The following is a 13,115-nucleotide window of genomic DNA, read 5'->3' as shown; positions in this document are numbered from 1 at the left end:
GTGTGTGCTGCGCGTTCAACGCGCCCTACACCACCACCGTCCGCTTCGGCTCCACGATCTCGAACATCCGCGGAAACTCATCCATCAGGCCCATCAGCTCGGCGAGCTTCATCGGGTTGCCCGACAGCTTGATCTTGCCGGCCGCCACCGCTTCCGGAAAACTCGTCAGCTTCGCAATGACCTCATCGAGCGTCGCGCGCGCCAGCGTGAAGCTGGCATCGGCGCCTTCGGCCTGCACGCCCTCGGTATAGGTCAGCGCGCAATTCTCCAGATTGAGCACGAAGGTCTCGCCGGTGTCCGAAAAGCTCCAGTTCAGCACGATGTGCTTTCCTTCCGCTTTCGGACCGTTGAGGCGGATGCCGAGCACGTCCCAGAGCTGCCCGGTGCGCAGCGCGGCCAGCGTCTCGCGCGGCATCGGCGGACGCGGCGGGGCCTTCGGCATGCCCTGGCGCAATTCCTGCGCGCCGAACAGATAGGCGTTGCGCCACGTCGCGCTCTCGGCGGCATAGCCGAGCTGCTCCAGCGTGTCCGCCAGCAGCGCGCGCGCCGCCTGATTGTCCGGCTCGGCGAAGACGAGATGGCCGAGCGCCTGCGCGACGAAGCGGAATTCACCCTTGTCGAAATCCGCGCGGGCCCGCGTCAGGATCGCGTCGGCGCCGCCCATGTACTCGACATACTTCTTGCCTGATTCCACCGGCGGCAGCGGATCGAGATTGACTGGGTTGGCGTCATACCAGCCTAGATACTTTTGGTAGATCGCCTTCACATTGTGCCTGATATGGCCGTAATAGCCGCGGCCGTGCCAGGCGCCTTCGAGGCTCTTTGGCAACTGGATGGTCTCGGCGATCTCCGTCGCCGTGAGGCCGTGGTTCATCAGGCGGATGGTCTGGTCATGTGCGAACTTGTAGAGATCGCGCTGCTGCCGGATCATGGTGCCGATGCGCTCGCGTCCCCACACCGGCCAGTGATGCTGGCCGCACATCGCCTCCGCCTTGCCGTCCCACAGCTGCAAGGCCTCATTCAGGTATTTCGACCAGGCCAGCGCGTCGCGCACGTCGGCGCCGCGGAACGGCAAGAGATTGTGAAAATTGTGGGTGCAGTTCTCGGCGAGGTTCAAGAGCTTGTAGCGCGGGATGAAGAAGTGCATCTCCGCCGGCGCTTCGCTGTTCGGCGCCATCTGGAATTCGAACTCGACGCCGTCGATGACGCGCCTGTCTCCGGTCGCCATGATCAGATCGGTCGGACGCAGCAGCGCGACCGCGCCCGCCGCCATCGACTTGCCGAGGCCGCAATCGACCTGGCCTCGTGCCCCCTTGGCCAGGAACGGCCCGAATTGGTACTGCGCCCGGCGCAGCATCGCGGGGCCCGCGATGATGTTCTCGGAGACGGCGTGCTCCATGAACAGGTTCGGCGCGATGATCGGCACACGCCCGGTCGCGAGCGCATCCTCCTCCAGCACGCCGCGCGCGCCGCCCCAATGGTCGGTGTGGGTATGGGTGAAGATCACGGCCGCAACCGGCCTCATGCCGCGATGCGTAAAATAGAGATCAAGCGCGGCACGCGCGCCTTCGATCGAGGTCAGCGTGTCCACCACGATGACGCCGCGATCGCCCTCGATCAGCGTCATGTTGGCGATGTCGAGCCCGCGCACCTGGTAGACGCCGGGCACGACCTCGAACAGCCCATGCCGCATGTTGAGCCGCGCCTGCCGCCACAGGCTGGGATTGACCGTCGGCGGCGCCTGCTCGGCAGACAGGAAGCCGTAAGGCTCGAGGCTCCAGACCGTGCGCCCTTGCGGATTTGTCACCTTCGCGTTGTCGATCGTGCCGAGGAAGCCCCGCGCAGCATCGTCGAAATCCCGCGTGTCGGAAAACGGCAGCGCATCGAGCATCGCCGCTTGCTGCGAGATGACGGACGGCGTTGCGTCCTTCTCGTTGCTGACAATGTCGGTCATCTTCGTTTCCTCCCGGCTCGTTGCGGGCATCTAACCGCATCTCGCGGGTGATTGCCATCACTGGCCGAGACAGCACAGGTGCCCTTCCCTTCTCCCCTTGCGGGAGAAGGTGGCATAGGCGGCCCATGGCCGCCGTTCTCAAGAGGACGCCGAAGCGAAGCTTCGGCTATGGCGCCGGATGAGGGGCCTCTCTCCGCTCACAACACTGCTCGTGAGGATGGATACCCCTCACCCGTCTCGCCGCCATGCGGCGAGCCACCCTCTCCCGCAAGGGGAGAGGGTGCACCGTCCATGCGGCAACGCTAGTGCATCCCCAGCACCCTTGGCAGCCACAGCGTCAAATCCGGCCAATAGGTCACGATGACGAGGAAGCCGAGCATGGTGATCAGCCACGGCATCACCGCGACCGCAAGATCGGTGATGCGCATTCGCGCGATCATGGATGCGACGTAGAGGTTCAGGCCGACAGGCGGATGGCAGAGGCCGACCTCCATGTTGACGTCCATGACGATGCCGAAATGGACGAGGTCGATGCCGAGCTTCTTGGCGGCGGGCGCCAGGATCGGGGCCATGATCAGGATGATCGAGTTCGGCTCCATGAAGTTGCCGGCGAGCAGCAAGAGGATGTTGACCACCAGCAGGAAGCCGACCCAGCCGAGATTCTGCGCCGCGATCCAGTCGGCGAGCGTCGCCGGCAGGTTCTCGTTGGAGAGCACGAAGGAGAACAGCACCGCGTTGGTGACGATGTAGAGCAGCATCGCGCTGGTGTTGGCGGCGCGCAGCAGCACCCGCGGCACATCCACCATCTTGATCGCCTTGTAGACGAACACCGCGATGACGAAGGAGTAGACCGCGGCCATCGCGGCCGCCTCGGTGGCGGTGAACAGGCCGCTATAGATGCCGCCGATGATGATGACGACCAGCATCAATCCCCAGATGCTCTCGCGGAAAGTGCGGACGGTTTCGCCCCAGGTCGCTTTCGGCAGCCGCGGATAGTCGCGATTGCGGGCGAGCCACCAGGTGACGATGCAGAGCATGGTCGTCAGCAGGATGCCGGGGAGCAGGCCTGCAACGAACAGCGCGCCGATCGAGGTGTTGGTCGAGACCGCGTAGACGATCTTCGGGATCGACGGCAGCATCAGGATGCCGAGCGAGCCGGCGACCGTGATGATGCCGGCGCCGAAGCGCATCGGATAGCCGTGCCGGACCATCTCGGGCAGCACGATGGCGCCGATCGCGGCCACCGTCGCGACGCTCGAGCCGCAGACCAGCGCGAACATGGCGCAGGCGACAATGCCGGCAAGGCCGAGGCCGCCATACCAGTGACCGATCAGCGAGGTCGCGAAATTGATCATGCGGCGCGCGACGCCGCCATGGGTGAGGAAATTGCCGGCGAGGATGAAGAACGGGATCGCCATGATCTCGAAGCCCTCGATGCCCGTGAAGAGCTTCATCGAGACCGCCTCGATCGGCACCGTGGTCAGCGTGAACAGGAACGTCATCACGGTGAGGCCGAGCGCGATCGAGACCGGAATGCCGGTCAGCATCAGCGCGATCAGCAGCGCGAACACGGTCGCGGCACGCATCCAGTGCGGCAGCACCACCACGCCGAACTTTTCGGCAAGGCACATCATGAAGATCAGGACCGGCGCCATGATCAGGATGACGCCGAGCGGCGAGACTTTTCGCGCGGCGGCCCGGGTTGCGGCGCCGGCAGGCTGCGGGTGCAGCGCCGGCGAGGCGTCGGCCTCGACGCCCTCGACATGACTCTCGTCGTGATGCGGCAGCTCGCCGGTCCAATAGTAGATCCACGAGACCTGGAGGAAGCGGAAGCACATCAAGCCCGAGCCGAGCGGGATCGCCAGATAGACGAACCACATCGGCGCTTCCAGATCGTTGGACTGCTGGCCGGTGTGGAACATCTCGCGCACGAACGAGGCGCCGAAGGCGGCGATCATGCCGGTGAACAGCGCGCCGCAGAGCAGCGCGAACAGGATCACGTGCTTGCGCGAATGCTCCGGCAGGCGGTTGACCAGCAGGTCGACGCCGACATGGATGCCGGTGCGCACGCCGTAGGCCGCGCCGAACTTCGCCATCCAGATGAACATGTAGATGCAGAGCTCTTGCGCCCAGGACAAATCGAGCTCGGACAGGAAGGTGAATACCGCCATCGACAGCGATGCCAGCCAGCTCATCCCGTGCGCGGCCGCCCATCTGGAGAGGGCGATCGATTCGCCGGCGCCGTAACGGTGCACAACAGCAATGAAGATCAGGCCGGTTGCAGCCGCAATGAGCGTCGCGATCAACCATTCTTCGAGATGGTTGAGCGCCGAATTGAGCACGCGAAGCAAATCAAGATCCCCCTATCGATACGAAACGGCCGGAAGTGCTTGCACTCCCGACCGTTGGTATTGTTCTTCAGGAAACGCGTCAGTTCATCTTGACGTCGAGTTCCTTGGCAACGAGATCGAGCACTTCCTGCCCGACCCGGCCCTTGGCCCATTTATAAGTCGGCTGCATCGCCTCCTGCCATGCCTTGCGGTCGGCGTCGCTGAGATAATGCAGCGTGGTCTTGCCGGTCTTCTTGATCTCGGCGAGCGCATCCTCGTTCTCCTGATGCGCGATCAGATTGGTGTAGTCGGTCGCCTCAACCATCGCCTTCTCGAGCTGGGCCCGGATGTCGGGCGGCAGGCCGGACCAGAATTTCGAATTGACGATGACGGCATATTGCAGATGCGCGTGATAGGACACGGTGATGTCCTTCTGCACCTCGTAGAACTTCTGCGTCAGATAGTTGGACGCGGTGTTCTCGCAGCCGTCGACCACGCCGGTCTGCAGCGCCTGGTAGACTTCGGAGAACGCCATGATTTGCGGGATAGACCCGAGCAGACGGAAATACTGGTCGGCGATCTTCGAGCCGGAGATGCGGAACTTCAGGCCCTTGAAGTCCTCCGGCTTCATCAGCGGACGGTTCGACGACACCATGTGGAAGCCATTGTCCCAATAAGCGAGCCCGGTGATGCCCTTGGCTTCCAGCTTCTGGAACAGCCATTTGCCGACCGTGCCCTTCATCGCGCTGGAATAGGTCGCATCGTCCTTGAACAGCCAGGGCAGATCGAGCGCCTCGAATTCCTTGATGCCGAGCGGGGCGAATTTCGCGGTCGAGGGCGCCAGCATCTGCACCGAGCCGAGCTGGAGCGCCTCGATCTCCTCCTTGTCCTTGTAGAGCGAGGAGTTCGGATAGACCTCGATCTTGACCTTGCCGTCGGTGTATTTCTCGGCGAGTTCCTTGAACTTCAGCGCGCCCTTCCCCTTCGGGGTGTCATTGGCGACGACGTGGCTGAACTTGATGATGATGGGGCTCTGGGCGAAGGCGGGGACCACGAGGAACGTGGCGAAAGCAAGCGTCGCCGCTGCGACCGCAAGAAGCAGTTTGCGCATGAAGGACCTCCCCAATAACCCCAGAGAACAGGGTCTTTTTTGTTTTGCGTCCCCAGTAGTGGCAGCAATCCGCCACCCTGCCAACTAGACCTAAGCCCAATTTGCCGCAGGCAAGCTATCTTGACGACTGCTGCATGTGCAACCCGGCACCCGCTCCACGCCAATGGAGCGAGCGCTTATGTCGCATTGCGGCAATGCCATCAGCCTTTGCGCTGGGCGACCATGAACAGACGGCGGAACGGAAACAGCGTCTGTCCTGCGGCATTCTTCGGGTACGCCTTCGCGACCCGCTCCCCGTAGGCCGCTTCGAACGCCGCCTTCTCCTCGCCCTGCAAGACGTCGAGATAGCGCGTCAGCCAGGTCCCCTTGGTCCATTCCTTCACGGGGTTCTCGCCTTCGAGCACCTGGAGATACTCGGTCTCCCAGATGTCGATATTGGCTGACATCGGAGCAAGGAGATCATGATAGAAGGCCGGCCCCTCCACCGGCGGCGGCGTGACGAGATGCTCGACCTTGGATCGCCAGGGTCCGTTGAGCGCGGTCTCGCCGATCAGCACATGCGACGGCGCCAGAAAGTTGCGCGGCATCTGCACGGCGAGCATGCCGCCGGGCTTCACCTTCTCCATCACCGATGGGAAGAGTGCCGCATGATTGGGCAGCCAGTGCAGTGCGGCATTGGAATAGATCAAATCATACTGTTTCGCCGGACGCCACTGGCCGAGGTCCTCATGTGACCATTCCACATCAGGCGCCGCCTTGCGGCCGGCCGCGACCATCTCGGCCGAACCCTCGACACCGGTCACGACGGCATCCGGCCAGCGCTCCCTGATCAGTTTTGTGACGTTGCCGGCACCGGCACCGAGATCGGCGACCGTGCGCGGGCCAACATCGGGAATTCGCATCAACAGGTCGACGGCGGGCCGCAAGCGGTGGCCAGAGAATTTCAGATATTGCTGCGGATCCCAGACCATTACATGCGCCTTTTCTTTTTCATGTTTCCTTCGCTGTCGCTCTTGGTTACCACTGCTCGTCCTGATCAGGCAATTCGCAAAGCCGGCGGGACGGGCAGGAAACGAACGGCAACAAGCAAAAAAACAAGAGAGCGTTGTTATGGACCTCGGGCTCAAATCGAAAACCGCAGTCGTCACCGGCGCGAGCATCGGCATCGGCCGCGCCATCGCCAAGGGGCTTGCCGCCGAAGGCGTGCGCGTCGTCGGCGTTGCGCGGCGCACCGACCTGCTCGCCGAGCTGGTGAAAGAAGTAGGCTCCGGGCTGATCACGCCGTTCGAGCAGGATGTGATGGAAAAGGACGCCGCGGAGAAGATCGCGGCGTTCGCGCTGAAGGAGCTCGGCCATGTCGACATCCTCATCAACAATGCCGGCGGCAGCCGCCCCCTCCCCGTCGATGCGCCCGACAGCAAATGGGACGAGGCGATCGCGCTCAACTTCACCAGCTACCGCCGCATCGCCCACGCGCTGCTGCCGCAGATGATCGCGCGCAAATGGGGCCGCATCGTCAACATCACCGGCAAGTCCGAGCCGGAAGGCCTCAACGCCGCCTTCGCGGCGAAGGCCGCCGTGCACGCCTGGGCCAAGGGCCTGTCGCGCGAGATCGGCGAGCACGGCATCACCATCAACTGCATCCCGCCCGGCCGCATCATGAGCGAGCAGATCCGCCGCAACTATCCGCCGGAGTATCGCGAACGCTTCGCCGAGGAAGAGATCCCGGTCGGCTATTGGGGCGAGCCGGAGGATCTCGCAGCCCTCGCGGTGTTCCTGGCCTCGCCGGTGGCGCGCTACATCACGGGCACGGTGATCCCGGTGGATGGGGGATTACGGAGGTATCAGTTCTAGGGCGGGAGCTCGAGCCTCGTTGCGCTGACCGGCTTCCCGTTGCTTCTTGAAGTCGGTCACGATCTGAAGATCGCGGCCGTCGCACTTAAGGCGCGACGCTGCTCTTGGCGGCGCGGCAGTGCTTTTCGCAGAGCGCCTCCAGCCTGACCCGATCAGGCGGGCTGCGAAGATCGTCGTTCTGATGGAGCAGCTGCTCCAGCTCGAAGGTCTCGTCCGGGGAAAGTCCGGGAAGGATGATCATGCCTTTGGCATTCGTGGTGAACTCGAAATAGCGAGCGCTCATCTGGAATTCCGAAAATGACTTAGGATCAATATCGGCGATCCTAGCGATGGGACGACAATCCGCCAAGGGTCGATAAGAGGCGACGAGGGGCGACCATGCGGCCGGTGCAGGACTTGCACCGCGAGCGCGCGGTCAGACCGATGTGATCTTCCGCAGCTGCGCGGGCGCGTCGAGGAGGTCGTCCGGTGCGGCGAGATAGGCCGGCCAGTCGATCGGCCTGCAGACCAGGCCGCGGCGGCCGATCTCGCGAAGCAGGCGGTCCGCGCGCTGCTTTGCAGGGACACCTACGAGGCGGGTGCCAGCCAAGGCATCGGCTTGCACCTCGTTGCGGATGAACTCGTACATCCGCAGGATGAAATGATCGGAGAGGCCTTCAAAGTCGTCCATGGTGATCCCAGGCTCGTGTCAAGACAACGTCCATGCGAGGACACGCCAGCTGACCCAGGCGATCGCGCCGATCCAGGCGATCATCGCGCTGCCGACCGCGCCAAAGAACGCGAGCGCGACCAGATAGTCGCTGGTCTGCCGGCGCTGAACGCTGACAGGCGCTGCTTGCGTGGCGGTTCTATCAAGCATTTTGGTCCCTGACGGATGACAGGGATAACGAGCCCTATGCGGATCGACAAATGGACGACGATATTAACCTCACCAGTCAACCTTAAGACGGAACCCGCGCCTCCTCGCGAAGGCGTCCGACCGGACGCGAACCGCTGTCTGATGACAAATCAGCCAAGGGCCATAGCTAAAGGATCACAGCTAAGGGCCGTGAGGCGACATCGGCGGCTTGGTTGCGGCCGTGTCGCTCAGCATCTCGAGCTGGCTCGCCAGTGCGCTGAGGCTACGTGATATGCTCTTCAGGATGGTGGCAGTCCTGGCGGGCAGACCTGCTTCGGTCGCCTTTCGCTTGAAAGCCCTCGCGAGTGCGCGGCACTCTACGGCAGAGGGCAGACTTCTATGCACGGTCGCTTTGACTCCAGCTGACACATCCGCGTTTTCTGCTTCGCGTTTTCCGCGCGTTTTGCAAACGAAGATGCCCCCGCTAAACACAAATGCAAGCAAAAACGAGAGTGGCGAAAATGGCCGGGAAAACCTCAGACAATTCAGATCCAGCATTGGCGAAGCGTCACAAGCAATCGGCGATCATCGGCCGCTTGACCGTGGCCTGCTTCGTGGCGATGCGCAGTGGCTACGCGCGCAAGCATCTCGGCGCGGTGTTCGAAGAGCTGCTGACGGCGCTGGCGATCCGCGTCGCCGACGATCTCGGCGCACCGCCCTTGACGGCTTCCGACCTGTCCAGGCATCTGGGATTGCCGCGCTCCAACGTCCGCCGCTGCCTCGAAGCCCTGATCGAGGAAGGCGTGGTCCGCAAGGAGAATGAACACGGCTACAGGGGAGAGTTGGACTGGCTCGCCTCCCGGATCGATGCGGAGTATTTCCTGATAATCCGCAATGCGATCGTCACCGCGGCGGACGATCTGAAGGCGCTGGACGCGCCCGCGTAAGAAGGCCTGCACAGGCGGCGCCGGATACTTTGATCTAGATCAAGCTTGCCACGGCACCGCCATTCCGGAATGGTTGTCGATGGCCGCGCAGAAGCGCCGCCCATAGCCAAGGAGATGATCGATCATGACCTCCTCGAACTTCCTGCGTCGCCTCATGCTCGCTGCGGCAAGCACCTTGCTTCTCGGCACGGGCGCCCAGGCCGGGCCGATCCCCACGCATCTGTCGGCGATGAAATCGATGGTCGATCAGGCCACGACCGAAGTGCGTTGGGTCGGCGGCTGGCGCGGCGGCTACGGCTATCGCGGCGGCGGCTACCGCGGTTGGGGCTATCGCGGAGGCTGGGGCTATCGCGGCTACGGCTATCGCGGCCTCGGTTATGGCGTCGCCGGCGCCGTGGTCGGCGGCGCGATCGCGCGGAGCGCCTATTACGGCGGCTATGGTGGCTACTATGGCGGCTATCCCGCCTACAGCTACGGCTACAGCTACCCGTCCGCATCGTATTACGGTTATGGCGGCAGCTACGGCTACGCCGACGATTATTGCGCGCCCTCCGGCAGCTATTGGGCCTACTAGAGCGTTTTCGAGCGAAGTGGAAGCCGGTTCGCGTGAAGAAACCGCGTCAAAACAAGAATCTAGAGCTTCGGTTCTGATTCAATCAGAACCGAAAATGCTCTAGCCCGTAGGATGGGTAGAGCGCAGCGAAACCCATCGATCGCCGTCCAAATTGAAACGTCATGGGTCTCGCAGGTGCTCTACCCATCCTGCGCACTTCATCCCTCGCCCGCCGGCGGGACCACATAGAGGGTCAGCGCGAACACCGCGTAAATGAGGATCATCAGGGCGCCGACGAACCAGGCCGAGCGTCCGCTCGCGGTGACGAACGCGGACGTGACCGTTGCGATCATCACCATGGTCACCGCGCCCGGCCAGAACTGCAGGTCCATCGGCTTCGGCCCCACGACGTAGCTGAGCAGCACCAGCGCGGGGGCCACGAACAGCGCGATCTGGGAGGCGCTGCCGAGCGCAATGCTGACGGCCATGTCGAGCCGGTTCTTGCGCGCCGCGCCGAAGGCCACCGCAAATTCTGCGGCGGCGCCGACCAGCGAGACGACGATGAAGCCGACGAAGGCCGGGCTCATCCCGAAGGTTTCCGCCGCCTTCTGCACCGATTCCACGAAGATTTCGCTGACCAGCGCGACCAGCACGGTGACGACCAGCAGCGTGCCGGCGGCTACTCCGACCGGCCAGTGCGCCTCCTTGTCATCGCCGTGATCGGTGCTTGCGAACAATTCCTTGTGCGTCCCGAGCGAGAACAACAGGCCGAGCCCGTAGGCAATGATCAGCAGGACCGAAATGCCGACACTGAGCTTGTGGATGATCCCGCCGTCCTGCGGCAGGTGCTCGAGATCGGCGACCGCCGAAGGCGCCAGCAGGGCGACGGTCGCCATCAGCAGCAGGCCGGACGAAAGCCGCGCGCCGGCGCGGTTATACTCCTGCACGTGGTAGCGCAGGCCGCCGAGCAGCAGGCAGGCGCCCAGCATGAACACAGCATTGGTGACGATCGCACCCGCAATCGATGCCTTCACCAGCATGTACTGGCCTGCGCGCAGCGCCGCGATGGCGATGATCAGCTCGGTCAGATTGCCGAGCGTGGCATTGAGCAGTCCGCCCACGGCATCGCCGGTCTTGGCGGCGACCGCCTCGGTGGCATGGCTGAGCAGCGCCGCCAGCGGCACGATCGCAAGCACCGCCAGCACGAACAGCAGCGTGTGGGAATGCGGCGCCGCCGCCTCGGCCACCAGCACGATCGGCACGAACACCAGCATCCAGAGCAAAGGGGTATCCCGGATTTCCCTGAGCAGAGTCTGCATACCGGCCGCCCTTTCCATGGATGCTGATGGAAAGGTCCGGCGGGCGAACGGGGGAGTGTTGATCTGGCTCAAACGTAGCCAGGGAGACGCGCCGCTGGACGGCATGAAGCGGGCACCGCGCGTGGTACAAGCGGATGGGGTTGAGCGCATCGAAACCCATCGACGGAGCCAGCGTGGCACGCCGCGGAGGCCGCCCTGCACGCCTCGCAAAAGGCTTGTCGCGGGGGATCGGCGAGCACGGGATCACCCGTCAACGGCCTCCCCCCGGCCGCATAGGTCGCTCCACGCCGTGTGCGTTGACAGCCCCCGCGGGCCCTTTAATGTCTAGACATATTCCGGAGCCGTCTTCTCGGGAGCCTCGCCATGCCGCCGATCTACATCGCCTATCTGAATCGCCTCGACATCGAGGAGCTCAAGATCACCGACGAGGAGATCCTGGCCGCGATCGAGACTAGCCTGGCGGCGCAAGGCCGTGGCGACACGGTCATCGAACCGCGAGTCCATCTCGAACCGGGCGTGGCGAACGGTCATTTCAACGTGCTTCGCGGGGCGATCAAGGCGCCTATCGACAGGGCCGGTGTGAAGGTCGTCGGCGACTTCGTCGACAATTACAAGCTCGGCCTCCATTCGGAGCTGGGAATATTGACCCTGTTCGACCCGTCAAACGGTGCGCCGAAAGCGATCATGGACGCCAGCGGCATCACCGACATGCGCACAGGTGCGGTCACCGCGATCGGCGCCAAATATCTCGCCCGAAAGAACTCGAAAGTCCTGGGACATATCGGGGCGCGCGGCACCGCCTATTGGAACGTGCGATTGCTCGATCATCTCTTCGACTTCGACGAGATCCGGGTCCATTCGCGGCGAGAAGACAGCCGTAATGGCTTTGCCGAACGGCTCTCGCGCGATCTCGGAAAGAAGGTCATCGCAACCGCGGATTGGCAGTCCTGCCTCGAAGGCGCCGACATCGTCGTCGAGGCGTCCCGTCTCGACAAACCGGCGCCCATGCTCAAGACCGAATGGATCAAGAAGGGCGCCTTCGTCGTCCCCTATGGCACGATGAGCGCGATCGAGCTCTCACTGACCGATATCATGGCCAAGCTCGTGGTCGACGATTGGGGGCAGTGCAAAGGGGGCAAGTTCGGCAGCCTCCGCGCGCACGTCGAGGCCGGCAAGCTGTCCGAGAAGACGCTGCACGCCGAGCTTGGACAGATCGTCGCCGGGCTGAAACCTGGCCGCGAAAGCGACGCGGAGACCAATCTGCTCTGGCATCGCGGGCTTTCGCTCTCCGACATCGCACTGGGTCATGCCATGCTGGAGAAGGCCGAGCGTCTCGGCATCGGCCAACGTCTGCGGTTTGCATGACTGGCGGCGCACGGCCGTCCACGCTGTACTACGTCGCGAACGCGCGGATGTATTCGGGCGTGCCTGCAGCGGCTGCGGCCTGGACCGAGTTGTTCGACTGGCTGGCGCGCGAGAGCGGGATTGCCCTTGACGTCATCGATCATGCATTCCCGCTACCGCTGTCCGATCTGTGGGCGCGCAGGGACCTCGGTGCCGCCTTCATGTGCGGATTTCCGTTCATGCTCGCGGCCGACCGCCCCCGGCCTGTCGCCGCGCCTGTTCCATTCGGCGCGCTCTACGGCGGGATGCCGGTGTATGCGACGCGCCTTGTCGTCCGTGCCGACTCCCGATTTCGATCGCTTGAAGACACGTTCGGCGGCCGGCTTGGCTTCACCGTCCCGGACTCGCATTCGGGTTACAACGCCCTGCGCCACCATCTCTTGCCGCATTATCGACAACGCGGTGCGAACCTTTATCGCGAAAGCGTCGGGCCCCTCACGACACCAGGCCGGGTCATCAGGGCGCTTCTCGACGATGAGATCGACGTCGGTCCGCTCGACAGCTATGCGCTGGATCTGATGCTGCGCCACGATCCGCTACTCGACTCGCAGATCCGCATCGTCGCGACCACCGACCTTGCGCCGATCCCCTTTCTGGTCGCGGCAGGCGGGTGCCCCGACGACGTTATCGCCGCACTGCAGACGGCGCTTTGGGGCTTTGCAGCGGCTCCCGCCTGCGCATCCCTCCGCGAGCGACTCTGCCTCGACGCCTTCGCTGCCGTCGACCTTGCCAGCTACGAGCTCACGTTGCGCTGGGATGCCGAAGCGCGCGCCGCCGGTTATGCGCAACCAGGCTAGGCGCCGCC

The 13,115-nt window shown here is 63.7% G+C and carries 13 protein-coding genes and 1 pseudogene; 5 read left to right on the top strand and 9 right to left on the bottom strand.

Annotation, left to right across the window (positions count from 1 at the left end; all coding sequences use genetic code 11):
* Positions 1-25: 25 nt before the first annotated feature.
* The 5 genes and pseudogenes from WN72_RS14635 to WN72_RS14620 form a co-directional block, all read right to left on the bottom strand.
* Complete coding sequence (locus WN72_RS14635; RefSeq protein ID WP_092214970.1) at positions 26-1,954, bottom strand: alkyl/aryl-sulfatase; 1,929 nt, start codon at positions 1,952-1,954, stop codon at positions 26-28.
* 302 nt (positions 1,955-2,256) lie between these two features.
* Entirely contained in the window at positions 2,257-3,540 is a 1,284-nt protein-coding gene (locus WN72_RS47625) for a TRAP transporter large permease subunit (protein WP_027558440.1), read from the bottom strand.
* Positions 3,541-3,831: 291 nt separating this feature from the next.
* Positions 3,832-4,050 (bottom strand): annotated as a pseudogene (locus tag WN72_RS47620) (TRAP transporter small permease); the annotation flags it as partial.
* A 334-nt stretch (positions 4,051-4,384) separates the two neighbouring features.
* The gene (locus WN72_RS14625; RefSeq protein WP_092214719.1) at positions 4,385-5,395 is read right to left on the bottom strand and encodes a DctP family TRAP transporter solute-binding subunit; all 1,011 of its coding nucleotides are present in this window, start codon (positions 5,393-5,395) and stop codon (positions 4,385-4,387) included.
* 200 nt (positions 5,396-5,595) lie between these two features.
* Positions 5,596-6,366, bottom strand: coding sequence for a methyltransferase domain-containing protein (locus WN72_RS14620; RefSeq protein WP_092214716.1), 771 nt, complete (start codon positions 6,364-6,366; stop codon positions 5,596-5,598).
* 139 nt (positions 6,367-6,505) lie between these two features.
* On the opposite strand from WN72_RS14620, the gene WN72_RS14615 reads away from it, so the two are divergent.
* Positions 6,506-7,249, top strand: a complete 744-nt coding sequence (locus WN72_RS14615; RefSeq protein ID WP_027558437.1) for an SDR family NAD(P)-dependent oxidoreductase — start codon at positions 6,506-6,508, stop codon at positions 7,247-7,249.
* An 85-nt stretch (positions 7,250-7,334) separates the two neighbouring features.
* On the opposite strand, the gene WN72_RS14610 is transcribed toward WN72_RS14615, so the two are convergent.
* The 3 genes from WN72_RS14610 to WN72_RS14600 all read right to left on the bottom strand — a co-directional run bounded on the left by WN72_RS14610 (position 7,335) and on the right by WN72_RS14600 (position 8,108).
* Complete coding sequence (locus WN72_RS14610) at positions 7,335-7,532, bottom strand: hypothetical protein (protein ID WP_027558436.1); 198 nt, start codon at positions 7,530-7,532, stop codon at positions 7,335-7,337.
* 132 nt (positions 7,533-7,664) lie between these two features.
* Positions 7,665-7,919: a hypothetical protein gene (locus WN72_RS14605; RefSeq protein ID WP_092214713.1), complete on the bottom strand. Its 255-nt coding sequence runs from the start codon at positions 7,917-7,919 to the stop codon at positions 7,665-7,667.
* Positions 7,920-7,937: 18 nt separating this feature from the next.
* A complete protein-coding gene (locus WN72_RS14600) occupies positions 7,938-8,108 on the bottom strand; it encodes a hypothetical protein (RefSeq protein WP_156950872.1) in 171 nt (56 codons plus the stop codon).
* 536 nt (positions 8,109-8,644) lie between these two features.
* Between WN72_RS14600 and WN72_RS14595 the strand changes: the two genes are divergently transcribed.
* Both WN72_RS14595 and WN72_RS14590 read left to right on the top strand, forming a co-directional pair.
* The gene (locus WN72_RS14595; protein ID WP_244553720.1) at positions 8,645-9,034 is read left to right on the top strand and encodes a helix-turn-helix domain-containing protein; all 390 of its coding nucleotides are present in this window, start codon (positions 8,645-8,647) and stop codon (positions 9,032-9,034) included.
* A gap of 124 nt (positions 9,035-9,158) precedes the next feature.
* A complete protein-coding gene (locus tag WN72_RS14590; protein ID WP_092214707.1) occupies positions 9,159-9,608 on the top strand; it encodes a hypothetical protein in 450 nt (149 codons plus the stop codon).
* A gap of 197 nt (positions 9,609-9,805) precedes the next feature.
* Here the strand turns inward: WN72_RS14590 and cax are convergent, their stop codons facing one another.
* Positions 9,806-10,906, bottom strand: coding sequence for a calcium/proton exchanger (gene cax, locus WN72_RS14585; RefSeq protein WP_092214705.1), 1,101 nt, complete (start codon positions 10,904-10,906; stop codon positions 9,806-9,808).
* 363 nt (positions 10,907-11,269) lie between these two features.
* On the opposite strand from cax, the gene WN72_RS14580 reads away from it, so the two are divergent.
* Together WN72_RS14580 and WN72_RS14575 are read left to right on the top strand one after the other, a co-directional pair.
* The gene (locus WN72_RS14580) at positions 11,270-12,271 is read left to right on the top strand and encodes an ornithine cyclodeaminase family protein (RefSeq protein WP_092214702.1); all 1,002 of its coding nucleotides are present in this window, start codon (positions 11,270-11,272) and stop codon (positions 12,269-12,271) included.
* Complete coding sequence (locus WN72_RS14575) at positions 12,268-13,107, top strand: phosphate/phosphite/phosphonate ABC transporter substrate-binding protein (RefSeq protein ID WP_092214699.1); 840 nt, start codon at positions 12,268-12,270, stop codon at positions 13,105-13,107. The genes WN72_RS14580 and WN72_RS14575 overlap by 4 nt, the downstream gene beginning before the upstream one ends.
* Positions 13,108-13,115 lie beyond the last annotated feature (8 nt).

The organism is Bradyrhizobium arachidis, assembly GCF_015291705.1.
Lineage (GTDB): Bacteria > Pseudomonadota > Alphaproteobacteria > Rhizobiales > Xanthobacteraceae > Bradyrhizobium > Bradyrhizobium arachidis.
The sequence above is the reverse complement of the archived record's forward strand: the minus strand, read 5'-3'. Positions and strand labels throughout refer to the sequence as shown.

Excerpts from the sequence above, each read along its gene's own strand:
- WN72_RS14610 (WP_027558436.1), bottom strand. The coding sequence starts at position 7,532 with ATGAGCGCTCGCTATTTCGAGTTCACCACGAATGCCAAAGGCATGATC.
- cax (WP_092214705.1), bottom strand. The coding sequence starts at position 10,906 with ATGCAGACTCTGCTCAGGGAAATCCGGGATACCCCTTTGCTCTGGATG.
- WN72_RS47625 (WP_027558440.1), bottom strand. The coding sequence starts at position 3,540 with ATGCGTGCCGCGACCGTGTTCGCGCTGCTGATCGCGCTGATGCTGACC.
- WN72_RS14620 (WP_092214716.1), bottom strand. The coding sequence starts at position 6,366 with ATGGTCTGGGATCCGCAGCAATATCTGAAATTCTCTGGCCACCGCTTG.
- WN72_RS14575 (WP_092214699.1), top strand. The coding sequence starts at position 12,268 with ATGACTGGCGGCGCACGGCCGTCCACGCTGTACTACGTCGCGAACGCG.
- WN72_RS14625 (WP_092214719.1), bottom strand. The coding sequence starts at position 5,395 with ATGCGCAAACTGCTTCTTGCGGTCGCAGCGGCGACGCTTGCTTTCGCC.
- WN72_RS14590 (WP_092214707.1), top strand. The coding sequence starts at position 9,159 with ATGACCTCCTCGAACTTCCTGCGTCGCCTCATGCTCGCTGCGGCAAGC.
- WN72_RS14615 (WP_027558437.1), top strand. The coding sequence starts at position 6,506 with ATGGACCTCGGGCTCAAATCGAAAACCGCAGTCGTCACCGGCGCGAGC.
- WN72_RS14635 (WP_092214970.1), bottom strand. The coding sequence starts at position 1,954 with ATGACCGACATTGTCAGCAACGAGAAGGACGCAACGCCGTCCGTCATC.
- WN72_RS14600 (WP_156950872.1), bottom strand. The coding sequence starts at position 8,108 with ATGCTTGATAGAACCGCCACGCAAGCAGCGCCTGTCAGCGTTCAGCGC.
- WN72_RS14605 (WP_092214713.1), bottom strand. The coding sequence starts at position 7,919 with ATGGACGACTTTGAAGGCCTCTCCGATCATTTCATCCTGCGGATGTAC.
- WN72_RS14580 (WP_092214702.1), top strand. The coding sequence starts at position 11,270 with ATGCCGCCGATCTACATCGCCTATCTGAATCGCCTCGACATCGAGGAG.